At 72.7% G+C, this 24,098-nt stretch carries 19 protein-coding genes, 1 other RNA gene and 2 pseudogenes; 10 read left to right on the plus strand and 12 right to left on the minus strand.

Annotated elements, in window-relative coordinates; translation table 11 throughout:
• The 5 genes and pseudogenes from ACH35V_RS24565 to ACH35V_RS24585 form a co-directional block, all read right to left on the minus strand.
• On the minus strand, positions 1–786 hold the full coding sequence (locus tag ACH35V_RS24565) for a M48 family metalloprotease (protein ID WP_395975728.1): 786 nt from the start codon (positions 784–786) through the stop codon (positions 1–3).
• A gap of 1,068 nt (positions 787–1,854) precedes the next feature.
• A pseudogene (locus tag ACH35V_RS24570) lies at positions 1,855–1,947 on the minus strand (DUF2510 domain-containing protein); the annotation flags it as partial.
• Positions 1,948–2,015: 68 nt separating this feature from the next.
• Positions 2,016–2,417, minus strand: a complete 402-nt coding sequence (locus tag ACH35V_RS24575; RefSeq protein WP_395975314.1) for a hypothetical protein — start codon at positions 2,415–2,417, stop codon at positions 2,016–2,018.
• Between the two features lie 41 nt (positions 2,418–2,458).
• Positions 2,459–2,803, minus strand: a complete 345-nt coding sequence (locus tag ACH35V_RS24580; protein ID WP_395975315.1) for a DUF6191 domain-containing protein — start codon at positions 2,801–2,803, stop codon at positions 2,459–2,461.
• 45 nt (positions 2,804–2,848) lie between these two features.
• Positions 2,849–3,382: a pyridoxamine 5'-phosphate oxidase family protein gene (locus tag ACH35V_RS24585; RefSeq protein WP_395975316.1), complete on the minus strand. Its 534-nt coding sequence runs from the start codon at positions 3,380–3,382 to the stop codon at positions 2,849–2,851.
• Between the two features lie 103 nt (positions 3,383–3,485).
• Between ACH35V_RS24585 and ACH35V_RS24590 the strand changes: the two genes are divergently transcribed.
• From ACH35V_RS24590 to rnpB, 5 genes are all read left to right on the plus strand, one after another.
• Positions 3,486–4,307 (plus strand): Nif3-like dinuclear metal center hexameric protein, encoded by an 822-nt coding sequence (locus ACH35V_RS24590; protein ID WP_395975317.1) that lies wholly within the window; start codon positions 3,486–3,488, stop codon positions 4,305–4,307.
• Positions 4,304–5,047 (plus strand): zinc ribbon domain-containing protein, encoded by a 744-nt coding sequence (locus ACH35V_RS24595; RefSeq protein WP_395975318.1) that lies wholly within the window; start codon positions 4,304–4,306, stop codon positions 5,045–5,047. The genes ACH35V_RS24590 and ACH35V_RS24595 overlap by 4 nt, the downstream gene beginning before the upstream one ends.
• Positions 5,044–6,150, plus strand: a complete 1,107-nt coding sequence (locus ACH35V_RS24600) for a bifunctional RNase H/acid phosphatase (protein ID WP_395975319.1) — start codon at positions 5,044–5,046, stop codon at positions 6,148–6,150. The genes ACH35V_RS24595 and ACH35V_RS24600 overlap by 4 nt, the downstream gene beginning before the upstream one ends.
• 51 nt (positions 6,151–6,201) lie before the next feature.
• Positions 6,202–7,545, plus strand: coding sequence for a TrpB-like pyridoxal phosphate-dependent enzyme (locus tag ACH35V_RS24605; RefSeq protein WP_395975320.1), 1,344 nt, complete (start codon positions 6,202–6,204; stop codon positions 7,543–7,545).
• Positions 7,546–7,598: 53 nt separating this feature from the next.
• Positions 7,599–7,989, plus strand: an RNA gene (gene rnpB, locus ACH35V_RS24610) — RNase P RNA component class A.
• Positions 7,990–8,162: 173 nt separating this feature from the next.
• Here rnpB and ACH35V_RS24615 read toward each other — a convergent pair.
• Positions 8,163–8,972 (minus strand): annotated as a pseudogene (locus ACH35V_RS24615) (alpha/beta hydrolase); the annotation flags it as partial.
• 211 nt (positions 8,973–9,183) lie between these two features.
• Between ACH35V_RS24615 and ACH35V_RS24620 the strand changes: the two are divergent.
• A complete protein-coding gene (locus ACH35V_RS24620; protein ID WP_395975321.1) occupies positions 9,184–9,384 on the plus strand; it encodes a hypothetical protein in 201 nt (66 codons plus the stop codon).
• Positions 9,385–9,491: 107 nt separating this feature from the next.
• On the opposite strand, the gene ACH35V_RS24625 is transcribed toward ACH35V_RS24620, so the two are convergent.
• From ACH35V_RS24625 to ACH35V_RS24635, 3 genes are all read right to left on the minus strand, one after another.
• The gene (locus tag ACH35V_RS24625) at positions 9,492–11,738 is read right to left on the minus strand and encodes a SulP family inorganic anion transporter (protein WP_395975322.1); all 2,247 of its coding nucleotides are present in this window, start codon (positions 11,736–11,738) and stop codon (positions 9,492–9,494) included.
• Between the two features lie 128 nt (positions 11,739–11,866).
• Positions 11,867–13,885 (minus strand): hypothetical protein, encoded by a 2,019-nt coding sequence (locus ACH35V_RS24630; protein ID WP_395975323.1) that lies wholly within the window; start codon positions 13,883–13,885, stop codon positions 11,867–11,869.
• A gap of 281 nt (positions 13,886–14,166) precedes the next feature.
• The gene (locus tag ACH35V_RS24635) at positions 14,167–14,742 is read right to left on the minus strand and encodes a YbhB/YbcL family Raf kinase inhibitor-like protein (RefSeq protein ID WP_395975324.1); all 576 of its coding nucleotides are present in this window, start codon (positions 14,740–14,742) and stop codon (positions 14,167–14,169) included.
• A gap of 386 nt (positions 14,743–15,128) precedes the next feature.
• On the opposite strand from ACH35V_RS24635, the gene ACH35V_RS24640 reads away from it, so the two are divergent.
• The gene (locus tag ACH35V_RS24640) at positions 15,129–16,532 is read left to right on the plus strand and encodes an NAD(P)/FAD-dependent oxidoreductase (protein ID WP_395975325.1); all 1,404 of its coding nucleotides are present in this window, start codon (positions 15,129–15,131) and stop codon (positions 16,530–16,532) included.
• A 78-nt stretch (positions 16,533–16,610) separates the two neighbouring features.
• Here the strand turns inward: ACH35V_RS24640 and ACH35V_RS24645 are convergent, their stop codons facing one another.
• Both ACH35V_RS24645 and ACH35V_RS24650 read right to left on the minus strand, forming a co-directional pair.
• On the minus strand, positions 16,611–17,420 hold the full coding sequence (locus tag ACH35V_RS24645; RefSeq protein ID WP_395975326.1) for an ABC transporter permease: 810 nt from the start codon (positions 17,418–17,420) through the stop codon (positions 16,611–16,613).
• On the minus strand, positions 17,417–18,424 hold the full coding sequence (locus ACH35V_RS24650; RefSeq protein WP_395975327.1) for an ATP-binding cassette domain-containing protein: 1,008 nt from the start codon (positions 18,422–18,424) through the stop codon (positions 17,417–17,419). The genes ACH35V_RS24645 and ACH35V_RS24650 overlap by 4 nt, the downstream gene beginning before the upstream one ends.
• A 304-nt stretch (positions 18,425–18,728) precedes the next feature.
• Here ACH35V_RS24650 and ACH35V_RS24655 point away from each other — a divergent pair, with 304 nt between their 5' ends.
• On the plus strand, positions 18,729–19,289 hold the full coding sequence (locus ACH35V_RS24655) for a PH domain-containing protein (protein ID WP_395975328.1): 561 nt from the start codon (positions 18,729–18,731) through the stop codon (positions 19,287–19,289).
• Positions 19,286–20,911: a PH domain-containing protein gene (locus tag ACH35V_RS24660; RefSeq protein WP_395975329.1), complete on the plus strand. Its 1,626-nt coding sequence runs from the start codon at positions 19,286–19,288 to the stop codon at positions 20,909–20,911. Before ACH35V_RS24655 ends, ACH35V_RS24660 begins: the two co-directional genes overlap by 4 nt.
• Before the next feature lie 15 nt (positions 20,912–20,926).
• Here ACH35V_RS24660 and sepH read toward each other — a convergent pair whose 3' ends face one another.
• The gene (gene sepH / locus ACH35V_RS24665) at positions 20,927–22,618 is read right to left on the minus strand and encodes a septation protein SepH (RefSeq protein ID WP_395975330.1); all 1,692 of its coding nucleotides are present in this window, start codon (positions 22,616–22,618) and stop codon (positions 20,927–20,929) included.
• Positions 22,619–23,042: 424 nt separating this feature from the next.
• On the opposite strand from sepH, the gene ACH35V_RS24670 reads away from it, so the two are divergent.
• Complete coding sequence (locus ACH35V_RS24670) at positions 23,043–24,098, plus strand: hypothetical protein (protein WP_395975331.1); 1,056 nt, start codon at positions 23,043–23,045, stop codon at positions 24,096–24,098.

The following is a 24,098-nucleotide window of genomic DNA, read 5'->3' on the forward strand; positions in this document are numbered from 1 at the left end:
TCAGCCGAGCCGCCGCCGCAGCCCCTGAGCCCGCCGGACGAGCGGCATCGGCATCGGCTCCTCGCGATCGGCGTCCTCGATCCGATGCTCGACCGCCGCCAGCAGATCGGCGCCCAGCCCCATCCGAACTCCGGCCGCGTCCGCCCGAGCCTCCCACCACCCGGCGACCACCCGCCCAGCCGAAGCCACCACAAACGCGACCCCCGCAGGCAACACCACGACAACCGTGACCGCCATCGCACCAACGGCGACCAGCAACGCCAGCACGAACCCAATAGGCCGATGCCACGCGACCGCCCGCTTCCACATGGAAACGACCAGTGACCACGGCGCGCGCAGCACCCACGTCAACACCCGGCTCGGCACCAAAACCTGCGCACGCACGAACGCCGCCCCGGCCTGCCAGCCGACCGCATGCCCCAGCTCATGCGCAAGCACCGCCTCCAGCCGGACAGGAGGCAACAACCGCGCCGCATGGGACGTGACGGCTACGGACCGCCCGAATGGCGTGCACGCGTTCAACGCGTCCGACTCCGTAACGACCAGCCGATACGCATCGCCCCCGGCACGCCGCTGGACGTCCTGCCAAGGCTGCTCCAACCGACCTCGTTCCTCCACGGTCGGCTCCCGATACCCGTACGCCGTCCGCGCACCCAGAGTGGCGAGCAACGAAACCGTCCAAAACCCAACCGCCACGCCCCCGCCCCAAACAGGCCAAACCACGTGCAGCCCGACCGCGAGGAAGAAAACAAGAACAGCCTCAAAAACCAAGACCACCCCGATCACCACCCCCACCCGCCGCCGACCACGCTCCGGCACGTCCACCGCCCGCCCCGGAGGCAAATACCGCCCCTCCTGAGGCATCGAGCCGGGAACAGCCTGATTCACCGCCCCCGGTTGCGAAGGCACACCCTCAGCAGACAACCCCCGACCCGCCGGACCGCCAACATCACCCGCCACACCACGCCCCACCGCCCCCAGACCCGCATCACTCTGAGGCGGCGAGACCACCCCCGCCGCGCCCTCCGAGGACGCACCCTGAGACGACGCGCCCCGAGGCCACGGCGCGGCTTGTGGGCCCGCGCCCTGTGGCGACCCAGCCTGAGGCAGCGCCCCGGCCTGAGCTGGTGGCACGGCTTGAGGTGGCACCGGCTGAGGCCGCGCGGCTAGAGGCGTCGGAGGCTGAGATAGCGCGGCCCGAGGCAACGGTGCGGGCTGTGGGGCCGCCGCCTGTGGCGAGCCGGCCTGAGGTGGTGGCGCGGCCTGAGGCGGCGCGCCCCGAGGCGACGATGTGGGCTGTGGCGGCGCGGCTTGAGGTGGCACCGGCTGAGGCCGCGCGGCTAGAGGCGCCGGAGGCTGAGGTGGCGCGGCCCGAGGCGACGGTGCGGGCTGTGGGACCGCGGCCTGAGGCGACCCGGCCTGAGGCGGCGACTCGGCCTGAGCTGGCGGGGCGGCCTGAGGTGGGGGCATGGGGTGAGGGGGTGTTGTCGGCCGATGCGGTGTGACCTGAGGTGGTAGGACCGGGGGAGGTGCGGGCTGTGCGTTGGCGGACTGGGGTGATGCGGGCTGGGCAGGCGCAGCGGGTTGAGGGGGCGCGGGCTCAGGTGGCGTGGATGTCGGGGTGCTGTTTTCGGGTGGGGTGGACGGGTGTTGTGCGGGGCGTGGCGGAGGTGGGGCGGACGTGGGGGGTGGGTCGGTGTTGGGGGGTGTGGTGCGAGGCGGGGCGGCTTGTGGTGGGCGTTTCGGCGTGCTTGGGCTGGGTGGGGTGGGGGCGGTGTGGGCGAAGGGGCGTTCTGGGGGTGGGGGAGGGGGTGAGGTGGTGGTGCGGCGGCGGTGGCGGGAGTGGGGTTCGTAGCGGCGGGACTGGTCTGTCCAGGTTTGTCCGTCCCAGTAGCGTTCGCGGCCCATCAACTCCGGATCTGGGTACCACCCAGGCGGTGTGCTCACCGGGCTCCGCCTCCCGTCAACGTCGGGTCAAGGCTTGCGCACGCCGCGACTCAGCGTCAACGGGACGGTCACAGCTTGGGGGTGAAGGGGCGGCGATGGGCGGGGTCGTCCGGTTCGGCGAGGCCGCGCAGGGCCGTCTCGACGAGCTCGATGCCCTGGAGGAGGGCGACGAGGCGGGCGCCCTCGCGGCGGTAGGTGTCCAGGACGGACTCGATGCCGTGCGGCGGGACGACGTCGCCGAGGTCGACCCGGGCGGTGCGGAAGCCCTCCCGGGCCGCCTCGACGGACGCGCTGACGTGGTGGCGGGCCATGCGGGCGAGGGCGATGGGGTAGCGGCGCAGGACGCCGTAGCGGCGGTACTCGGGCGGGACGAGCTCGAGCAACCAGGCCAGGGCGGTGTCCTCGAATCGGTCGGAGCCCGGTGGATGCACCTGCGAGGGCCAGCCGGGCGGAACGTAGGTGCTCACCATGGCAGGATAACCCGGACTCGAACAAATGTTCGAGTAGACTTTCAGTCGGGCGGCGGGGTGCGGCGGATGCGGATCTTGCCGGAGGCCAGGTCGTCGCGGGAGCTGCCCGCCCCCGTCTGCTCGTGGTCGTCCTTGCGGAGCAGCTTCTGCCGCTCCTGCTCCTCGACCTTGATCTTCTTCGAGCCCTCGAACACGGAGGCGAGGTCCTCGAACATGCCGCCGCCGAAGCCCGCCCCCGTCTTGCCGTCACCGCGGATGGCGCCCATCATGGTCGACTTGCCGGTGCCGTCACGGGGCCACTCGACGGTCTCCTGCTCGGCCGGTTCGGGGCGGTTGCCCATGGCGCGGCCTTTGACGCGCTTGCGGCGGCGAAAGGGTGGCTTCACACACTCTCCAACGCGGTGAGTCTCCAGAATGATCCCGGCAGGCAGTCAGGTCGCGAACGACCACCGGGTGGGAGATCCGGTGAAGTCTCCCTGGCGGAGCCCGAACACCTGCTGTGGCCGCACCGCGACGGTCGCGTTCACCTCTGGGTCCAGGAAGTCCACACGATATCGGGTGGCGTACTTGGAATTGACCAGGTCGATGAAGCGTTGCAGGTCCCTCTTGTCGGTGAGCACCTCCGCGAGTCCTTCGATGACGACCGGGTTCTCCGCCTCCTCCGTGGTGACCGTCACCCGGGGGTTGGCGCGCAGGTTCACCATCTTCCGGGACGCGGCGCTGCTGCTGAACAGCAGTGCCTCACCCGACCAGGCGCCCCACACCGGCATGGCGTGCGGGCGTCCGTCCGGCCGGACGGTGCACAGCCAGAAGTTCCGCGCCGCCATGAGCTGTTCCACGGCCCAGGACCACGGAAGCAGGCCGCTTCCCTGTTCGGGTCCCTGGATGCCGTAGCCGGGCATGTACGGACGTTCTGCGGTGGGCTCTGCGGGCTCCGGTTCCGCGGCGGCGCCGGAAGCCGACATGGCGTACTCCTCTCTGTCGGGGTGCCCCCGGCCCATCGTTTCAGACCCCGGCACCCCCGAGTGACGCTCGTTGGCGGAGGCTGGGCGCGGTAGCCTGCGGGACGTGCGTCTTTCCCATGTCATCGCGGCTCTCGAGGATCTCTATCCGCCGGCGTGGGCCGAGCCATGGGACGCCGTCGGGCTCGTCTGCGGCGACCCCGACCAGGAGGTCGGACGGGTCCTGTTCGCCGTCGATCCGGTGGCCGCGGTGCTCGACGAGGCGCTGGAATGGAACGCCGACCTGGTCGTCACGCACCATCCGCTGCTGCTGCGCGGCGTGCACTCGGTGGCCGCGACCACGCCGAAGGGACGCCTCGTCCACCGGATGATCAGGAACGGGGTGGCGCTGCACACCGCGCACACCAACGCCGACCGGGCCGATCCCGGCGTGTCGGACGCGCTGGCGCGGGCGGTCGGCCTCGCCGGGGACCTGCGTCCGATGGTGGCCGCCGATGACGATCCCCGCCGCGGCCTCGGCCGGATCGGGGAGCTGGACGCGCCCGTCACGCTGCGGGAGTTCACCGGACGGGTGGCCGCCGGGCTGCCGTCGACGGCCTGGGGCGTCCGCGCGGCGGGCGACCCGGACCGTCCCGTCCGGACGGTCGCCGTGTGCGGGGGCGCGGGCGACTCGCTGCTCGACACCGCGAGGGCCGCCGGTGTCGACGTGTACCTCACCGCCGACCTGCGCCACCACCCGGCGTCGGAGTTCGCCGAGCACGGCGGACCCGCCCTGGTGGACGCCGCGCACTGGGCGACGGAGTGGCCCTGGCTCGCCGACGCCGGACGGCGCCTGGCCGCGGCCTCCCCCGAAGCGGGCAAGTTGGAGACCCGGGTGTCCACGCTCGTCACCGACGCGTGGCGCCTCCACGACGAAGGAGCACTGTGAAAGCCGCACCGCAAGCCCAGCTTCGCCTGCTCGACCTGCAGGACCTCGACGCCGCGCTGGACCGGCTGGCGCACCGCCGCCGGACGCTGCCCGAGCTCGCGGAGATCGAGCGCCTCGAGGGGCGGCTGACCGGGCTGCGCGACGCGATCGTGGCGGCCGAGACGGAGGTCGGCGACCTGGAGCGGGAGCAGAAGAAGGCCGAGCAGGACGTCGACCAGGTCCGCACCCGCGCCGACCGGGACCAGAAGCGCCTCGACTCCGGGCAGGTGGCGTCCGCCAAGGACCTCGGCAGCCTGCAGGCGGAGATCGAGTCGCTGCAGCGGCGCCAGTCCGACCTGGAGGAGGTCGTGCTGGAGATCATGGAGCGGACCGAGGAGGCGGAGGGGAAGGTCACCGCGCTCCGCGCCGACCGATCCGCCGCGCAGGACGAGCTGTCCGGGCTGACCGAGCGCCGCGACGCGTCCCTGCGGGAGATCGACGAGGAGGCCGGGACGACCAGCGCCGCGCGCACCGCCGTCGCCAAGGACGTCCCGGACGACCTGCTCGCCCTCTACGAGAAGCTGCGCGGCCAGTTCGGCGGCGTCGGCGCGGCGAAGCTGTTCCGCGGCGCCTGCCAGGGCTGCCACCTGGCGCTGAACACCGTCGACCTGAACCGCATCCGCAGCGCCGCCGAGGACGAGGTGGTCCGCTGCGAGGAATGCCGCCGCATCCTCATCCGCACACCCGAGTCGGGCCTGTGAGTTCGCGGAAGCTGGTCGTCGAGGCGGACGGCGGGTCGCGCGGGAACCCCGGCCCGGCCGGGTACGGGGCGCTCGTCCGCGACGCGCTCACCGGGGAGGTCCTCGCCGAGGTCGCCGAGTCGATCGGGCACGCGACCAACAACGTCGCCGAGTACCGGGGGCTGATCGCGGGGCTGACGGCCGCCGCGCAGCTCGACCCGTCCGCGCGCGTCGAGGTCCGGATGGACTCCAAGCTCGTCGTGGAGCAGATGTCGGGCCGCTGGAAGATCAAGCACCCGGACATGGTGCCGCTGGCGCTCCGGGCGCGCGACGTCGCGGACGGCCTCGGCTCGGTCTCCTACGGCTGGATCCCGCGGAACCGCAACGCGCACGCCGACCGGCTCGCGAACGAGGCCATGGACGCCGCCGCCCGCGGCGAGCAGTGGGTCCGCAAGATCGAGGAGACGCCGGGGGAGCCGGAGCCGCCGCCGTCCTGGACGCCGCCGTCCGCCACGCCGACGACCACGATCCTCCTGCGGCACGGCGAGACGCCGCTGTCGGCCGAGAAGCGCTTCGCCGGGACGGGCGAGATCCCCCTCACCGCGCACGGCGTCGCCCAGGCCCGCGCCGCCGCCCTCGCGCTCAAGGACCGCGGGCTCGACGCGATCGTCACGTCCCCGCTGTCCCGCTGCCGCGACACCGCCGCCGAGATCGCCGCCGTCACCGGCCTGGACGTCCGCGTCGAGGACGGCTTCCGCGAGACCGACTTCGGCGAATGGGAGGGGCTCACGTTCGACGAGGCGGGCAAGGCGTGGCCCGCCGAGCTGAAGGCGTGGCTCGCCGACCCGGAGGTCGCACCGCCCGGCGGGGAGAGTTTCGCGCAGGTGTCCCGCCGCGTCCGGACGGCCCTGGACAAGCTGAAGGTCCGCTACCGCGAGCAGACCGTCCTCGTGGTCTCGCACGTCACGCCCATCAAACTCCTGGTAAAGGACGCTTTGGGCGCGCCCATGACGTCCCTCTACCGCATGCACCTGGACGTGGCGGCGCTGTCGTCCATCGACTGGTACGCCGACGGTCCCGCGTCGCTGCGCGCGTTCAACGACGTCCACCACCTGGAATCCTGATCCCCGGCCGCTTACGCTGCGCGAGAGGGCACCGTGACCTGGGGAGGAACCGTGACCACGAAGATCCTGCTGGACGAGTCGAGGCTCCCGAGGCGCTGGTACAACGTCGTCCCCGACCTGCCCGCGCCGCCGCCACCGCCCCTCCACCCGGGAACTCGCGAGCCGCTCGGCCCAGGCGACCTAGCCCCCTTGTTCCCAACCGACCTCATCGAGCAGGAGGTCACCGGCGACCGGTTCGTCGACATCCCCGAGGACGTCCGCGAGGTGTACCGGCTCTGGCGCCCGACGCCGCTGATCCGGGCGCACCGCCTCGAACGCACCCTCGGCACGCCCGCGCGCATCTACGTCAAGTACGAGGGCGTGTCCCCGGTCGGGTCGCACAAGCCGAACACGGCCGTCCCGCAGGCGTACTACAACGCGCGCCAGAGCGTCCGCCGCCTCACCACCGAGACCGGCGCCGGCCAGTGGGGCAGCGCGCTCGCCTTCGCCTGCGCCCAGTTCGCGCTCGACTGCGAGGTCTGGATGGTGCGCGCCTCCTACGACCAGAAGCCGTACCGCCGCTCGATGATGCAGCTGTACGGGGCGAAGGTGCACGCCAGCCCGTCGCCGCTCACCGCGTCCGGCGCGAAGATCCTCGCGGACGACCCCAACTCGCCCGGCTCCCTCGGCATCGCGATCAGCGAGGCCGTCGAGTCAGCCGCGCCCGAGGACACCCGGTACGCGCTCGGCAGCGTCCTCAATCACGTCCTGATGCACCAGACGGTGATCGGCGAGGAGGCCCTCGAACAGCTCGCCTCCGTCGGCGACGTCCCGGACCTGATCGTGGGCTGCACTGGCGGCGGCTCCAACTTCGCGGGCCTGTTCTTCCCGTTCCTCCGCGAGAAGCTGGCCGGACGCATGGACCCGGTCGTCCGCGCCGTGGAACCCGAGGCGTGCCCGTCCTTCACCCGCGGCCGCTACGCCTACGACTTCGGCGACACCGCGGGCCTGACGCCCCTGCTCAAGATGCACACGCTCGGGCACGACTTCGTCCCCGACCCCATCCACGCGGGCGGCCTCCGCTACCACGGCATGGCCCCGCTCCTCTCCCACATCTACGACCTGGGCCTCTTCGAGGCCGAGGCGAAACCGCAGCGCGAATGCTTCGAGGCGGGCCTCCTGTTCGCCCGCACGGAGGGCATCGTCCCGGCCCCCGAACCGACCCACGCGCTCGCCGCCGCCGTCGAGGAGGCCCGCCGCTGCGTCGAGACCGGCGAACCCAAGGTCATCCTCACCGCCCTGTGCGGCCACGGCCACCTGGACATGGCCGCCTACGACCGCTTCCTCGCCGGCGAGATGGAGGACCACCCCCTCCCGCAGTCCCGCCTGGACGAGGCCCTGACCACCCTCCCGTGATGAAGCGGGGGCGCGAGTGACTTGCGCACCCACTACCCTTGAAGGACGGCGGACGAGCCGGCCGGGCGGCCGCGTCGGGGAGCGATCCCCGTCGAGGAAAGTCCGGGCTCCACAGGGCAGGGTGGTCGGTAACGCCGACCCGGGGCGACCCGCGGGACAGTGCCACAGAAAGCAAACCGCCGCCGGTCCGCCGGTGGTAAGGGTGAAACGGTGAGGTAAGAGCTCACCAGCGCCCACGGTGACGTGGGCGGCTCGGTAAACCCCACCCGGAGCAAGGTCAAGAAGGGGCCGCGAGGCTCCGCGCAGGCGTCCGAGGGCTGCCCGCCCGAGCCTGCGGGTAGACCGCTGGAGGCCGCCGGCAACGGCGGCCCGAGATGGATGGCCGCCACCCGCCGCCCCAAGGGACGGCAGGCACAGAACCCGGCTTACAGGCCGACTCGTCCGCCCTCTGTGTGCTCAGTGGGGGGCTCGGCCTCTCCGGTGGTGAGGAGGGTGCGGAGGTCTGAGGCGGCTTGGTGGGCTGCTTGTTCGGCTGTTGGGGAGACGCCGCCTAGGCCGAAGTAGCTGTGGTTGAGGGTGGGCCATTCGCGGTGGATCACTGGGACGCCGGCGGCGCGCAGGGCTGTGGCGTAGGCGTTGCCCTCGTCGCGGAGCGGGTCGTAGCCCGCCGTGTGGACGGACGCCGGTGCGACGCCCGCCAAATCGGAGGCGCGCAGTGGCGACACCTGCCAGCTTTCCCGGTCGCCGGGGACGTACTGCTCGGCGAACCAGCGCATGGCGGCGAGGGTGAGGCCGTAGCCGTCCGCCCGGTCCGTTCGCGATGGGTAGCGGGCGTTCACGTCCGGGTCGGCGTAGCCGCCCGTGACGTCGGTCACCGGGGAGATCAGGAGCTGCGCGGCCAGCGGGATCCCCTGGTCGCGGCACGCGAGGGCGACCGAGGCGGCGAGCTGGGCGCCCGCGCTGTCGCCGGCGACGGCCGTCCGGCCGGGAGTGGCGGCGGCGACGTGGAGCGTCGCGGCCAGGCAGTCGTCGAACGCCGCTGGGAACGGGTGCTCGGGCGCCAGACGGTAGCCGACGCCGACGACCGTCGAGCCGGTCTCGACGGCGAGCCGCCGCGAGTACTGGACGTGCGTGTGCTCGTCGCCGGCGACCCATCCGCCGCCGTGGAAGAACAGGATCGTGGCGTCGGTGAGCCGGGTCGCGGGCTCGACCACGCGGGCGGACACCGGGCCCCCGGCCGTGTCCAGGACGACGTCGCGCTCAGCCGCGGCGACCGGCGGATCGGGGAGGCGGCCGAGCGCCAGCTCGTTGCCCGCCCGGAGATGGATCCGGAAGCCCTCGACGGACGTGTCCGCGGCCGTCGCGGCCTGCACGCGCTGCCTGAGCCATTCGTCGATGTCCGGGTCGAAGACGGATCCGTCCGCCACGCGCGGCCTCCTTCATGGGGTTGTGAGACACACTAATCGCCCGCTGGGAGCGGGACGTGCAGGCAACTTCGCAGTGCCATACGACTCGACAGGTTCGGGTCACACGACACAGATGACATGAAACGACGCGCTTACTGTCCAGGTAAGAGCTGATCGCCTTGATCGGTGACGACGCGGAGCCGGGTGCTGGGCTCCGTGGAGAGGAGAGCTGATGTTCGTCATCGCGTTCGTGGCCCTCGTGCTCGCCGGGGGACTCGCCGGTGTCGTGTACCTGTGGGACTTCTCGCGCGCCAGCCGTCGTGACGCGCTGTTCCTCCCGGCGTCCGACCGCCGCTCGCGGCGCGCGCGCCGGGTGTCGGGGATGTACGTCCGCGACTACACGCGCCGCGACAGCGAGCTCATCAGCCGCTGACCGAAGACCGCGGCGGAGGTCCAGCGGAGCGGGGCGCCTGCCGGTGCGCTGGGTCGCGGTGGAGACGCGTGGGTCGTCCTTGCGGGGGGACGACCCACGCTGTGTTTTCAGGTGAGCGACCGGGGCTGCGGGGGCCCGTCCGGGACGGGGTTGTCCGGGACAGGCGTGAAGGCGCCGGTGCCGCGGTCGAGGATCTCGACGTTGGCGGACTGCAGGTCCAGATAGAGGCCCACCAGCTCGATCTCGCCGGACTCGACCCGGTCCCGGAGCCAGGGGTAGGTGAGCAGGTTGTCGAGCTGCTGCATCACGTTGATCTTGCAGAGGCGGGTGAGGGGCGACTCGTCCGTCCCGGGCGGCTCCTCGGCGAGGAAGCGGGCGAGGCTGTGGTTGCCGTGCTTGAGCCAGCGGGACAGGCCGGTCAGATGGTCGACCTCGGTGCCGCCGGCGAGGAGCGCGGCCATCGCGCCGCAGTTGGAGTGGCCGCAGACGGTGATCGTCCGGATGTCGAGGACGTTGACGGCGTACTCGACGGTCGCGGCGACGGAGTCGTCCGGCGTGCGGGAGCCGTGCCTCGGGACGAGGGCGCCGACGTTGCGGTTGATGAACAGGTCGCCCGGCCCGCTGGCGGTGATGATGTTCGGCACGATGCGGGAGTCCACGCAGGTGATGAACAGGTGCTGGGGCTTCTGCTCCATCGCCAGCTCGGCCATGATCGGCCGGACGAGGCGGGCGGTGCGGCCGTGGTACTCGCGGACGCCGTCCAGCAGCACCGCGGCCGGGGACACCTCGGGCGCGTCCAGCTCGGCCTCGGAGCTGCGCCGCCTGTTGCCCCAGGGCGCCCACCAGCGGGTCGGCGGCGGCGTCTTGCGCGGTTGGGACGTTTCGCCTGTCACAGCTCTTTCATACCAAGCCTCGTGAACCTCATCGATGTCGACCCTGCCGCCCTGCCGTTCGTGCGCCAGCCGCCACTGGTGGATGGCGTCGAACGCGGCATGGTCCATGAAGTCGACGTTGAGGTCCAGGTCGACGTGGGAGCCGGACGGGACGTCCTGCAGAAGGCGCGTCACCTTCGGGACGCCGAGGAACGTCAGCGTCCCCTCGACGACCACATGGGTGCGGGGCGGGACGGGCCCGTCCTCCGGCGCCGGGACGAGGTGCTCCGAGCGGACCGACAGCCGGGTCAGCCGCCGCAGCGCCAGCACCGCCGTGATCCCGATGCCGAGCAGCACGCCCTCGCCGAGCCCGAGCACGACCACGCCGACGAGGGTGGCGAAGTAGGCGGGCGCCTCGCGGTGGTGACGAAGGTCACGGACGCGGGCGGTGTCCATCAGCCGGACGCCGAGCACGACCAGCAGCGCCGCGAGCGCGGGCAGCGGCACCTGCTCGATCAGCGGGCCGCACGCCAGCGCCAGCACCAGCACCCACACCCCGTGCAGGACGGTGGACCAGCGGGTGCGGGCGCCGGCGTCCACGTTCGCCGTGCTGCGGACGATCACGCCCGCGATCGGCAGCCCGCCGAGGAACCCCGACACCGCGTTGCCCGCGCCCTGGCCGAGCAGGTCCCGGTCGAGGTCGGCGCGGGGGACGCCGGCGGGACGCGAACGGTCGATGGCCACGCTGCACAGCAGCGACTCGACGGCCGCGACCAGCCCGACCGACACGACGGCGCCGACGACGGCGGGCAGCGAGCCGTCCGGCAGGACGGGGGCCTGCCAGTCGCCGAGGAGGGTCTCCGGCAGCTCCACCCGCTGCGCGTTCCAGCCGAGCGACCACGCGGTCACGGTGGCGAGCGCGATGGCGGGCAGCGGGCCCGGCACGAGCCGCAGCCACCCGTCGCGCGGCAGCCGGGACCAGACGAGCAGGACGAGCACCGTCAGCGCCCCGAGCAGCGCGGGATGCGTGTGCGGGTCGACGATCTGGCCCGGCAGCTCGCGCAGGTTGTCGATCGCCGAGTGCTGCGGGCTGCCGCCGAGCACCACGTGCACCTGCGCCAGGACGAGGACGACGCCGACGCCCGCGAGCATCCCGTGCACGACGGCGGGGGACACGGCGAGCGCGGTGCGGGCGACGCGGCTGGCGCCGAGCGCGAGCTGCAGCAGCCCGCCGAGCAGGGTGATCGTGCAGGTCGCGCGCCAGCCGTAGGTCTGCACGAGCCCGGCGACGATCACGGTCAGCCCGGCTGCCGGGCCGCTGACCTGCAGCGGCGACCCGCCGATCAGGCCGGCCACGATCCCGCCGACGACGGCGGCGATCAGCCCCGCGGCGACCGGGGCGCCGGAGGCGACCGCGATGCCCAGTGACAGGGGGATCGCGACGAGGAACACGACGAACGACGAGAGGAGATCGCGCCGCAATACGGAGACACTGAGTGGCTTTGAAGTCACTCTACGTATATAACCAGGATTGACGGTGCTCCACCCGCGAACACGACGAGGGCCGCCGGACGGATCCGGCGGCCCTCGTCCTGCGTGTCGTTCTCCGCTCAGCGGCGGTAGTTCTCCCAGTCGTCGGCGGGCTGGCGGGAACCGTACGGGCCGGTGTCGTTCTGCTGCCCGCCCGGCTGGTATCCGCCCTGCTGCGAGCCGCCGTAGTACCCGCCCGACCCGTACGCCTGCGTCGTGTTCGGGTCGTACGCCTGGGTGGCGTTGGGGTCGTACGCCTGCGTCGCGTTGGGGTCGTACGCCTGGGTGGCGTTCGGGTCGTGCGGCGGGGTGAGCGGGTCGCCGCTGCCGTTGTAGCTGCTGCCGCTGAAGTCGCCGTAGACGCCCGCGCCGCCCGCGCCGCCCGGGGCCGCGCCGGAACCGGCGTCCGCGCCGCCGAGCGCGCCGAACGGCTCGCGCCCGCCGCCGCTCAGCGGGTCGTCGTAGCGGGGCGAGTCGCCGTAGGCCGGGGCCGTCGGGTACCCGTCGTTGGGCCCGCCCTGCCCGTATCCGGACGCGCCGCCGAGGCCCGAGTCGTACCCCGACGTGGCGCCGGACGGGACGCCCGCGCCGATCCCCGGGTCGTACCCGCCGGACTGGCCCGGCTTGGGCCACGGGCCCGTGTTGCCGTTGCCGCCCGCCCCCGCGCCGCCCGCGGAGCCGAACGAGCCGCTGCCCAGCGGGTCGCCGAGCGGGTCGTTCAGGGAGCCGCCGTAGGAGCCGCCCATGTCGGACGAGGCCGTGCTGCCCGCCGACCGCTGCCGGTCGTTCTGGATGCGCTGGAGCAGTTCGTCCACGGTCGGGAGCTTGTGGCCGTCGGTGTCGGTCCCGGAACCGCCGGGGCCGCCGTGCGCCTGCGCCGCGGGCGCGGCCGGAGCGGCGGGCGCCGGGGGAGCGGGCGGGGCGGACGGCTCGTCGGGACGGCCGAGGGGCAGCCCGAGCGGGTCGGACACGCGCGGGTCGCCGCCGAGCGTCCCGCCGCCCGGCGCGGACGAGCCGAGGCCCATGTCGTAGCCGTCCTGGCGTCCTCCGGGCGGCGGACCGGCCGCCGCGGCGGGACGGTTGCCCAGCGGGTCGGAGCCGTAGTCGCCGTAGCCCTGGTCGTGACCGCCGCCGTACTGGTCCTGGCCCTGGCTCTGGCCGCCTCCGCCGTACGGGTCGTGGCTCTGCCCGCCGTAGGACGGGTCGCCGGGGCCGTGGTCGGCCGCACCGTAGGCGGGCTGCGGCTCCTGACCGCCGTAGGGCGGCTGCATGCCGGGACCGCCCTGCATGCCGGGGCCGCCCGGGCCGCCGATCCCGCCGGGTCCGGAGGGACCGGCGAGGCCAGCGGGGATCGGGTCGTGCGAGGTCGAGCCGGGCTCCTGCCCGGTGAACTGGGAGCCGCCCTGGAAGCCGCCGGGAGCGGGCATCTGCTGGGGGCCGGTTCCGCCGACCTGGCCGCCGCCCATGCCGTTGCCGCTCATGCCGTTGGCCCCCATGCCGTTGGCCATGCCGCCGAGCATCGGGCCGTCGGCGCTCATGGACACGGGCTGGGTCAGGCTCGGCTGGGGCATTCCCGGCTGGTCGAACGGCGGCTGCTCCATCGGTGCCTGCTCTGGGGGCGCCTGCACGTTCAGCGGGTCGGCGGCGGGATCCACGTCCGCGCGGGCGCCGTCGTTGTCGTGCTGCCAAGGGAACTTGGGCTTGTCGAAGGTGATCGTCGCCCAGTAGTCGTCGTCCTCCATCTCGTCCGACGCCTGGGCGCTCGGGGCTGGAGGCGGCGGGGCCTGGCCGCCGGTGGGGGCGGCGAGCGGACCGCCGGCGACGCGCCGGTCGATGGCCGGTTCGGGCATGCCCTGACGGTCGTAGCCGTTGTCGTACCCGGCCTCGTAACCGTCGTTGTACCCGTAGCCGTCCGGGGGGCCGCCCATCTCGTCGTGCGGCTGCTGGACTCCTCTGCGGCCGCGCGGCTGCTGCGGCTCGTCGTCCATCCAGTCGTCGTCGTCGCGTCCCGCCCTGCTTGCCCGCAGACCCAGGGCCACGAGGACGACCACGAGGACCACGACCACAATGAGGCCGAAGACCACGATGTAAGAAGTCATGCCACCACCCAATGCCTTGGCCCGGCGAGAGTCTCCGGCGCGGACCTCGGGTCCGCTCCGGCCGTCACCGGTTGCCGGACGTCCACGGGAGTCCGCCGGCGCGGCTTAGCCCGATTCTGTCCGACCGCTATGACCGTTGTCACACCCTTCGCGCACATTTACCCTCACACGGCGCGTGCCGATCGGCCAGTGCGGCCCATCGGTCCACCCCTGTCAGCTCCAGCCCCCCGGTGGGGTCCGCCCTGACCCGGTGCTCTGAGGCTCCACGGTCAACGCGCCTGTTAGCCGCCGAAGTTCCCGGTGATCCGTCCCCGTCCCACCGTGTGCTCGGCGATGGCCGGCAGTGAGTCCTTCAGTGCCGCGCCGTTCTGGAACGGTGCCGGATCGTCCAGCGCGTAGATGGTGAACCGGTACCGATGCTGCTCTCCCTTGGGCGGGCACGGCGGCGCGTAGCCCGCCTTCTTGTCCGTGGTCAACCCTTCGACGGTCCTGTCCAGACTTGCTCCCTCGACGAGTTCGTTCACCGTCCCGTCGATGCCCGCGATCACCCAGTGGACGTAGGCGCCGCCGGACGCGTCCGGGTCGTCCATCACGATCGCGAACGACCTGGTCCCGGCCGGAGTGCCCGACCACCGTAGCGGTGGGGTCCTGCCCTGTCCGCCAGGGTACGTCGTGCAGCCGTACCGCGGGGGCAAGTCGCGCCCATCGCGGAAGACGGGGCTGGTCACCGTGAACCATTCGGACAACTCGGCGCTCTTGTTCTGGGGCTGGCCGATCAGCCCGCAGCCGCCCACGGTCCCGGCGAGGGCGAGCGCGCCCGCCGCGGCCGTGATCGGACGCCGGTCTCTGCTCATCATCGATTCGCTCCCGGGCGAGATCGTACGCCGCGCGCCGCCGGATCGCCGTCATCTCGGCCTCGCGTCTCGGCAGCCCGCATCACGCCGCCGGCGCCCCCTTCCTCGTCCGCCCCAACGATAGGGCTTCGCGGGGAGTGGAACGCGCCTTTCGTCCCGCCGCGCGACGGCTCTCCGGGAGAGGGGCCTGTGACGTTGGTCATGCGTGGTTTGTCCTGGTCCGTCCGGAAAATCGAGAAGGAGTGGCGAGTTTCACAGCTTCACCACCGGCCTTCTTTGCTGTGACGGGAAATTCTCATGTTCTTCACATGGTTCTCGATGGTGCCGAGCACGATCATCAGGTAGCTTGTGAATGTCTTCACAAGCCGACCGTGACATTGGAGGCCGCAATGGCCAGGACCGCCGAGGGAACCCCTGGCGCTCCCCACATCCTCATCGTGGGTGGCGGCTATGTGGGCATGTACACCGCCCTGCGTCTGCAGAAGAAGCTCAAGCGCGAGCTCAGGCGGGGCGAGGTCAAGGTCACCGTCGTGGACCCCAACTCGTACATGACGTACCAGCCGTTCCTTCCCGAGGCCGCCGCCGGGAACATCTCCCCGCGGCACGTCGTCGTCCCGCTCCGCCGGGTGCTGCCGAAGTGCACCGTCCGCAAGGCGCGGGTCACCGAGCTGAACCACGACGAGGGATGGGCGATCGTCCAGCCGCTGGCCGGGCGGCCGGAGCGGATCTCCTACGACTACCTCGTCATGGCCGCGGGCGCGGTGCCGCGGCTGCTGCCGATCCCCGGGCTCGCCGAGAACGGCATCAGCCTGAAGACCGTCGGCGAGGCCATCCACCTGCGCAACCACGTCCTGGAGCAGCTGGAGATCGCGGAGTCGACCGACGACGAGGAGATGCGCCGCAAGGCGCTGACCTTCGTGTTCGTCGGCGGCGGGTTCGCCGGCGTCGAGGCGGTCGCCGAACTCGAGGACATGACCCGCGACGCCACCAAGTACATGCGCAAGGTCACCCCGCAGGACCTGCGGTTCGTCCTCGTCGAGGCGACCGACCGCATCCTGCCCGAGGTCGGCCCCGACATGGGCCGGTGGACCGCCGAGCAGCTCCGCGGCCGCGGCATCGCCGTGAAGATGAACACCCTCCTCAAGTCGGCGGTCGGCGGCCGGATCGAGCTGTCGGACGGCAGCGCCTTCCAGGCCGGGACGCTGGTGTGGAACGCGGGCGTCAAGGCGTCCCCGGTCGTCCGGCAGGGCGACCTGCCCGTGGACGAGAAGGGCCGCGTCAAGGGCACCGAGTACCTGACCATCGAGGGCCTCGTCCGCGCGTTCACCGCCGGCGACAACGCCGCGATCCCGGACCTGACGCAGGACGGCGAGTTCTGCCCGCCGAACGCGCAGCACGCCGTCCGGCAGGCCAAGGTCCTCGGCGACAACATCGTCCGGTCGCTGCGCGGCAAGACGCTCAAGCCGTACGTCCACGGCAACCTCGGCACCGTCGCCGGCCTCGGCCTGCACAAGGGCGTGGCCAACCCGCTCGGCTTCAAGCTGAAGGGCTGGCCCGCGTGGTTCTTCCACCGGACCTACCACGGCGCGATGGTCCCGACGTTCAACCGCAAGATCCGCGTCGTGGCGGACTGGACGCTCGCGCTGTTCCTCAAGCGCGAGACCGTCTCGCTCGCCATCGTCGAGCAGCCCCGCGCCGACTTCGAACTCGCCGCCTTGGACGACGCCCGCGCCAAGGCCAAGATCGCCGAAGCCGCCGCCACCGACACGAGCCCCACCGAAACCGCAGCCTGACCACTCGTCCAACACAAGACGCCCCCACGGCCGATCACCCGGCCGCGGGGGCGTCTCGCTGTCAGAGGCGTCTCGCCGTCAGGCGCGCTTCTTGAAGGCGCGGAGGGACAGCGGGGCGAAGACCAGGGAGATTCCGACGCCCCAGGCCAGGGCCACCCACGCGTGTTCGAAGACGGGGCCGCCGACGAGCAGGCCGCGCATCGCCTCCACCAGGTGCGTCACCGGGCTGTTGTCCATCACCCAGGCCACCGGCCCGGGGATGCCGTTCGTCGACTTGATGAACGCGGTGCTCAGGAAGCTCAGCGGGAAGATCACCACGAAGCCGAAGATCTGCACCTTCTCCGGCTCGTTGACCTTCATCGCGATGTAGACCGACGTCCAGGAGAACAGGACCGCGAAGGTCAGCAGGAGCACGAACGCGGTCAGCAGCGCGAGGACGTTGGTCTCGATCCGGAAGCCGATCGCGAAGCCGACCACGAGCAGGATCATCATCGACCACGCCTGCTTGGCGGTGTCGGCGATGATCCGCCCGGCGAGCGGGGCGCTGCGCGAGATCGGCAGGCTCCGGAACCGGTCGAAGACGCCCTTGGTGATGTCGGTGTTCAGTCCGAATCCGGTGCTCATCCCGGCGAACAGGGCGTTCTGCGCGATGATGCCGGGGATCACGATCGGCAGGTACGCGTCGACGCTGCCTTCCATCGCGGGGCCGAACACGTACGCGAACAGCAGCACGAACATGATGGGCTGGATGGACAGGTCCAGCAGCTCCATCGGGTTGTGCTTGATCTGGACGAGGTTGCGCCAGGCCAGGGTCATCGTGTTGCGGACGGCGGTGCCCGGCGCGACCCGCTTGGACAGTTCCTGCGGCGCGAACGTCGCGGTGGTCATGCCGACGCCCCTTCCTTGTCGGCGGCCTGCTTCTTGGCAGACAGGGCCAGCTCGTCGGCCTCGGCTTCGATGTCGTCGGTGTGGTGGCCGGTGAGGGCGAAGAACACCTCGTCCAGGCTGGACTTGCGCAGCGACAGCTCGCCGACGGCGACGCCCGCGTCGTCGAGGCGGCGGACGACGGCGGGCATCAGCTGCGGGTCGGTGATCGGCGTGCTGATCTGGCCGTCGCGGACGTCCGGGACGGCCTCGGCCAGGTCGCCGACGATCCGCGCCACGGCGTCCTGGTCGGCCGCGTGGACCGGGCGGACCTCCAGCACCTGACCGCCGACCTGCGACTTCAGCACGTCGGACGTGCCATGCGCGATGATCTGGCCGCGGTCGATGACGACGATGTCGTCGGCGAGCTGGTCGGCCTCCTCCAGGTACTGCGTGGTCAGCAGGACGGTGACGCCGTCGTCGGTCAGGCCGCGGACGATGTCCCACAGGCCGTTGCGGCTGCGCGGGTCGAGGCCCGTGGTCGGCTCGTCGAGGAACAGGATCTGCGGCCGTCCGACCAGGCTCGCGGCGAGGTCGAGACGGCGGCGCATCCCGCCCGAGTACGTCTTGGCGGCGCGCTCGGCCGCCTCGGTGAGCTGGAACCGCTCCAGCAGCTCGGCGGCCCGCGCCTTGGAGTCGCGGCGCGGTATGCCGAGCAGGCGGGCGATCAGCACGAGGTTCTCGGTGCCGGTGAGCATCTCGTCCACCCCGGCGTACTGGCCGGTCAGGCCGATGAGCTGGCGGACCTTGTGCGCGTCCTTGACCACGTCGAACCCGTTGACGCTCGCGCTGCCCCCGGTCGGGTCGATCAGCGTGGCGAGGATCCGGGTCATGGTGGTCTTGCCCGCGCCGTTCGGGCCCAGTACGCCGAGGACCGTTCCGGCCTCGGCGGTGAGGGAGACGCCCGCCAGCGCCTGGGTCTCACCGAACCGCTTCTCCAGGCCGTCGGCCTGGATGGCGTACGTCATGTGATCTCCTAGGTGATTTCGTTCGCCGGACGTCTCCGCCCCTCAGACGAGGGGCAGCCCAAAATATGCGGTGTCCGGGGTGGTATGCATCCAGTTTTTCCCGCCGCCCCGGCCAAGCTCCGCCGGTGGCGCCTGACGCGCCCACAACATCGCATGGACCACTGACAAAACGCTGACGGCCGCCGGATTGTGCCCGCGACCCGGGAGGTCCGTCCCCGCGACCCGGGGGAACTGGTGCCGGGGACAGGGTGTTCGCGCAGGGAGAAACGGCTGGAGGGCGCCTCCGGCGTTCTAAACTCGCGGTGTGACGTCGGTGCGGCGCAGTCACCAGAAGGACGGCGGGGGGCCGCACCCGCCGCGCTTGCGGCCGCCCGAACACCGGGTGTCGCGCCGCGCGATCGCGCACTGGGCCATCGAGTATCTGCTGCTGTGGGGCCTGGCGTTCGGGCTCGCGCTCGGCGTGGCCGCCTGGGTGGGCGACGCCGGGTGGGACGGGATGCCCGGATGGCTGTCGGGACGGGTCGGCTGGCTGCCCTACATCGTCGGCACGGCGGGGCTGCTCATGGTGACCGTCGCGCCGGTCTGGCGCTACCGCGTCCACCGGTGGGAGGTCAGCGCCGACGTCGTCTACACCCGGACGGGCTGGTTCAGCCGCGAATGGATGCTGGTCCCCGTGGGGCGGATCCAGACCGTCGACACCGAGCAGGGCTGGATCGAGCGGCTGCTGGGACTCGCCACGATCGAGGTGAACACGGCCTCGCACACCGGGTCGTCCGAGGTCGCCGGGCTTCCGGTGGACGTGGCGACCCGCCTGGCCGAGGACCTCGCGCACCGCGCGCACGACCTCCGCGACGACGCGACGTGAACGTCCGGGACGGCGACCAGGCGCCCGAACCCGCGGCACCCGAACCCGTGGCGCCCGATCCCGCGGCGCACGACCGGACCGCCGGCTCGCAGTCCGACGGCTCGCCGTCCAACGGCCATCGCGACGGCGGCGCCACGGCCGCCACGCCCGCCGCGCCCGCCGCGCCCGCCGCGCCCGGGTCGAACGGGACGCGGCCGCAGGAGGTCGGTCACGCTCAGCGGCTGCATCCGCTCACGTTCGTGGTGGGGGCCGTCCGGGAACTCATCGCCCTGGTCCTGGCCGGTACGACGGGGCTTCTCGTCGGCGGGTTGTCCACGGCGTTCTACTTCACCCTCGCCGGGCTGGCGTTCGGGCTGATCTTCCATATCGCGAGCTGGGTGACGTTCACCTACGTCCTGTACGGCGACCGCATCGAGCTCCGGCGGGCGCTCATCGGACGGTCGGTCAAGACCATCCCGCGCGACCGGATCCGGGGCGTGGACATCAGCGCGTCCCTCCCGCATCGGCTGCTCGGCCTGGCGGTCCTCCACATCGACGCGGGCGCGGACGGCGGCGAGGGGACGCTGAACGCCGTCTCCCGGCAGGAGGCCGAACGGCTCCGCGGGATCCTCCTGGCCAGGGACGCGCCCGCGCCGCCGCGCCGCGTCCTCGCCCGCATGCGGCGCCGCTGGTACGTGTACGCGCCGCTCAGCGGCGCCTACCTGCTCACGCCGTTCGCGCTGGCCGGGAGCCTCCTCGGCACCGTCTACAACCTCGGCGACGACCTGGGCCTCATCACGCGGGAGCGGGTGGAGGACCTCGGCCATGACGTGGTGGGCCTCCCCACGGCCCTCGTCGTCGCGCCGGCCATCCTCGTCCTGATCGCGATGCCGGTCATGTCGGTGATCGTCTTCACGCTGTTCAACTGGGACTTCACCGTCCACGAGCGGGACGGCTCCGTCGTCGTGGAGCGCGGGCTCCTCACCCGCCGCAGCGTCTCGCTCGAACGGCGGCGCCTGCGCGGGGTCGAACTCGCCGACAACCCGTTCGAGCGGATGGCCGGAGTGACGCGCCTCGGCGCGCTGATCACCGGCCTCGGCGACGCCGCGCATCGCGGCCGCCTGCTGCCCGCCGCGCCGCGCACGGTCGCCGAGTCGCTCGCGGCGCGCGTCGTCGGGAACGTCCCCGGCCCTCTGATCGCCCACCCGCCCGCCGCTCGGGGGCGTCGACTGGTCCGCGCGGTGGCGGGGCCGGTCGGCATCGCGGGCCTCGCCGTTCTCGCTGGTCAGCCCTGGGTCGCTTACGTGTGCGCGGTGTTCGCCGTCCTCGCGGTTCCGCTCGGCCTGGACCGGTACCGGCAGCTCGGCCACGTCACCGACGGGGGGCGCCTCAGCGTGCGCTCGGGCTCCCTGCGGCGCCGCCAGGTGGTCGTCGAGCACGACGCCATCATCGGGTGGCGCATCCGCCGGACCCTCTTCCAGCGCAGGCTCGGCCTGGCGACGCTGTTCGCCGCCGTCGGCGCGGGAGACGGCGGCTACTCGGCAACGGACATGGCGGAGGAGGACGCCGTGGCCCTGGCCGCCGGCATCACCCCGGCGTGGCTGACGCCGTTCCTGGAGTCCCCGCCCGACGCCCGCCCCTGACCTGCGCGCGGAAGGCTATTCGGGACGGCGGGCGCCGAACATGATCTCGTCCCAGGACGGCACGGAGGCGCGCTTGCCCTTGGCCTTGCGGCGCCGTGCCGGACGCGGCGCGGCGGGCGTCGGCTCACCGTTCGCCGCGGCGGCCGCCGGTGCGGGCGATTCGGTCGCCGGCTTCTCCTGCGTCGCCGCGGGCATGGCGGGACGGCCGGCCGGCTTCTTCTTCGCCGGCGTCCGCGGAGCCTGCCGTTGCGCGGGACGCTGCTGGGCGGCCGCGGGCTTGTCCCGAGCGGGCTTCTCGTCCTCGGCGGGCTCGGACGGCGCGGGCTGCGCAGTCTGTGCAGGTTGCACAGGCTGCGCGGGCTGGGGCTTGCGCCGTGGAGCCGCCGCGCTGGGCGCCTCCTCCGCCGGTGCCTCTTCGGCGGTCTCCTGGTGGCGGTCGGCTTCGTCCGGCTCGTCGTCGCGCTCGTCCGCGACCGTCTCCGCCTCGGCGGCCTCGCGGTCGTCCTCCTCCTCGGGACGGACGGTCTCGCTCTCGACCGCGGGCGCCGCGTCCTGCCCGGCGGCGGCCTCATCCTCGGCGGCGGTCTCATACGTGTCGGTGTCGCGCGCCTCGTCCGCCTCGATGGGTGGAGCAGGCTCGGGCGTCCGTGCCGCTTCACTTGGCCTGGCGGACTCGGTCGTGTCGCGTCCCAGAGCGGCCTCGCCCGGCTCGGGCGTCTCGTCGCGGGCGACGGTTTCCGCGGGCTCGGCCGGGGCGGCCTGTTCGCGGGCGCCGGTCGGGCGGAGCGACGACGGTGTGCGCGTGGCCGGTTCGACGCGGTCGTCCGACTCGCGCGGCTGGACGGCCTCGCGCAGCGAAGCGGCCTCGCTCGGCTGCTGGAACCGGGTGCGGGGCTCGGCCACGGGGCCGCGTTCGGCCACGTAGCCGCGGGGCTCGGCGGCGCGGAGCGGCTCGGGCACAGGCGCAGGCGGCGCGGGTGCGGGCGCGGCGTGCTGCTGCTCGTGCGCGGCGTGCTGCTCGGGCTCGGCGGGCAGCCCGCGGGGCGCCGGGCCGCGGTCGCTGGACACGACCTTCATCGCGGGACGGCGCGGGACGAGCGGGGTGACGGTGTCGGAGAGCGGCTCCTCGTCCCAGTCGACGGCGGTGAGGCGCGCGGCGATCTCGTCCAGGGGGGAGACCAGGCGGCGGCGCGGGTCGAACGTCCACTCCGCGGCGTGCGGGCGGGCGTTGTCGAAGAAGGAGAGGCGGACGCGCCAGGTGTTGTCCTCGCACTTCCAGGAGTCCCATTCGACCTCTTCGAGGTCGACGCCGCCGCGGCCGAGGCGTTCCTCGACGGTCTCGCCCAGCGGCGGTCCCGGCGCCGACTCGCCGGGACGGCGCACGGCGACGCGCTGCGCCTGCTGTGCCATGTACTCGCGTTCTTGCAGGACCGGTCCCTCGAACCAGCGGACGCGCTCGACCGGGATGCCCGCCGACTCGGCGATCTCCTCCGCGGTCTCGCCGGAGCGGATACGGGCCTGGATCTCCTTGGGGCGCAAGGGACTCTCCACTTCGATCTCGAACTGGCCGAGGCGGGAGAAGTGCCCACGGACCGCGGCGCGGAGCCGGTCGTCGACGGGCAGGGTGAACCGGGTGCCTCGGCCCGCGGTGGCCAGGACGAGGTACGTACCGTCCTCGCTGACCGCGACGAGGCGCAGCTCCTGCATGCGTGTCCTTCCTGCCCTGTCCTTATGGCACGGAGGACCCCGGACCGGCCCGGCCTTGCTCTCACCGGCCGGCCGTCCGATGCCCACCGAGGGCGCATGCGTGCCCTTCCCCCGGGTTCCCGAGTCTCTCTTTCGGACACACCTGCTGCCAGCACCGTACCCGGCATGTCCGAACATCGCCGCTCTCGAAGCCCCCTCCACGAGGTCGAAGAGGGCACCTGACCTAGCTTGCCGGTGACGCGGCAGGCGGGGCGCCGCCCAGCCTGATTCTTGTCCATCTTTTTCCTCACTCTGCCTGACGGGGGCGCGCGGCTCCAACCGGCCCGGCGTTGTGATTGTCACGTTCGCGGGCGGAACTACCCGAATGTCCCGGTTAGTTTCTGTTCCGGGGATTCGACGGCGATGGACGAGGGGGATCAGAGGCATGCCGCGCAAGCTGCCGGACGTGAGCACGACGCAGCTGATCGCGAGCGCGGCGGCGACGGCGGCCGCGGCACTGGGGGCGTCCTACCTGGGGGTGTACGGGACGATCATCGGCGCGGCGCTGATGAGCGTGATCTCGACGGCCGGGGCGGCGGTCGGCAAGCACTACCTCGACCAGGGCCGGGGCCGGCTCAAGGAGCTGACCCATCTCCAGGCGGAGGCGCGGCGGCGGGACGAGGCGGAGGGCGCGGTGGACGAGGCGACCAGCGCCGACCCGACCCGCACCGCGGTGTGGTCGGGCGACCCGAACGCCACCCGCCGGTTCGATCCGGCGCCCGGCGGCGATCCCAACGCCACGCAGTTCGACCCCCTGACCGGCGGTGATCCCAACGCCACCCGGTTCGACCCCCTGCCCGGCCGCGATCCGAACGCCACCCGATCCGATCCCCTGTCCGGCGGTGATCCGGGCGCGACGCGGCGCGACTCGCCGTCCGGCGCCGATCCGAACTCGACGCGCCTCGACCCGGTGGACGCGGTCGCCGCCTCGCTCGCCGAGGCCGCGGGGGAGGACGCGGTGCGCCAGGCCGCCCGGCGGTCGGCGTGGGAGAACACGGTCGAGTGGGCCAGGGCGCACTGGGTGAAGCTCGCGGTGTCGTCGGCCGCGGTGTTCGCCATCGTGATCGGCGGGATCACGATCTACGAGGCGACCACCGGGCAGGCGATCGGCAAGGGCGGAAATGGCCTGACCGTCACGCAGGTGCTGGGCGGCGGTGGCGGGCAGCCGGACGACGATCCGTCGCCGACCCCGTCCGGCGACCCGAGCAGCCCGGGCGCCACGCCGGGCGAGACGCCGACCGGGGACACGCCCTCCACGCAGCCGACCACACCGGACGGGCAGCCGACGACGCAGCCGACCCAGCGGCCCACCGACCAGCCCACGACCCCGCCCACGTCGTCGGTTCCGACGCCTCCGGACACACCGGCGCCCACCGAGGGCCCGCCGGACGGCGGCGGCCAGGAGCCGGGCGGCGCCGACCCGCAGGCGCCCGCCGGCTGA

It is taken from the genome of Actinomadura sp. 1N219, from assembly GCF_044326405.1.
GTDB lineage: Bacteria > Actinomycetota > Actinomycetes > Streptosporangiales > Streptosporangiaceae > Spirillospora.

What these genes read in the sequence shown, in the direction of transcription:
- ACH35V_RS24640 (WP_395975325.1), top strand. Translation starts at nt 15,129, where the DNA reads ATGGCCAGGACCGCCGAGGGAACCCCTGGCGCTCCCCACATCCTCATC.
- ACH35V_RS24575 (WP_395975314.1), bottom strand. Translation starts at nt 2,417, where the DNA reads ATGGTGAGCACCTACGTTCCGCCCGGCTGGCCCTCGCAGGTGCATCCA.
- ACH35V_RS24650 (WP_395975327.1), bottom strand. Translation starts at nt 18,424, where the DNA reads ATGACGTACGCCATCCAGGCCGACGGCCTGGAGAAGCGGTTCGGTGAG.
- ACH35V_RS24635 (WP_395975324.1), bottom strand. Translation starts at nt 14,742, where the DNA reads ATGATGAGCAGAGACCGGCGTCCGATCACGGCCGCGGCGGGCGCGCTC.
- ACH35V_RS24630 (WP_395975323.1), bottom strand. Translation starts at nt 13,885, where the DNA reads ATGACTTCTTACATCGTGGTCTTCGGCCTCATTGTGGTCGTGGTCCTC.
- ACH35V_RS24620 (WP_395975321.1), top strand. Translation starts at nt 9,184, where the DNA reads ATGTTCGTCATCGCGTTCGTGGCCCTCGTGCTCGCCGGGGGACTCGCC.
- ACH35V_RS24670 (WP_395975331.1), top strand. Translation starts at nt 23,043, where the DNA reads ATGCCGCGCAAGCTGCCGGACGTGAGCACGACGCAGCTGATCGCGAGC.
- ACH35V_RS24645 (WP_395975326.1), bottom strand. Translation starts at nt 17,420, where the DNA reads ATGACCACCGCGACGTTCGCGCCGCAGGAACTGTCCAAGCGGGTCGCG.
- ACH35V_RS24585 (WP_395975316.1), bottom strand. Translation starts at nt 3,382, where the DNA reads ATGTCGGCTTCCGGCGCCGCCGCGGAACCGGAGCCCGCAGAGCCCACC.
- sepH (WP_395975330.1), bottom strand. Translation starts at nt 22,618, where the DNA reads ATGCAGGAGCTGCGCCTCGTCGCGGTCAGCGAGGACGGTACGTACCTC.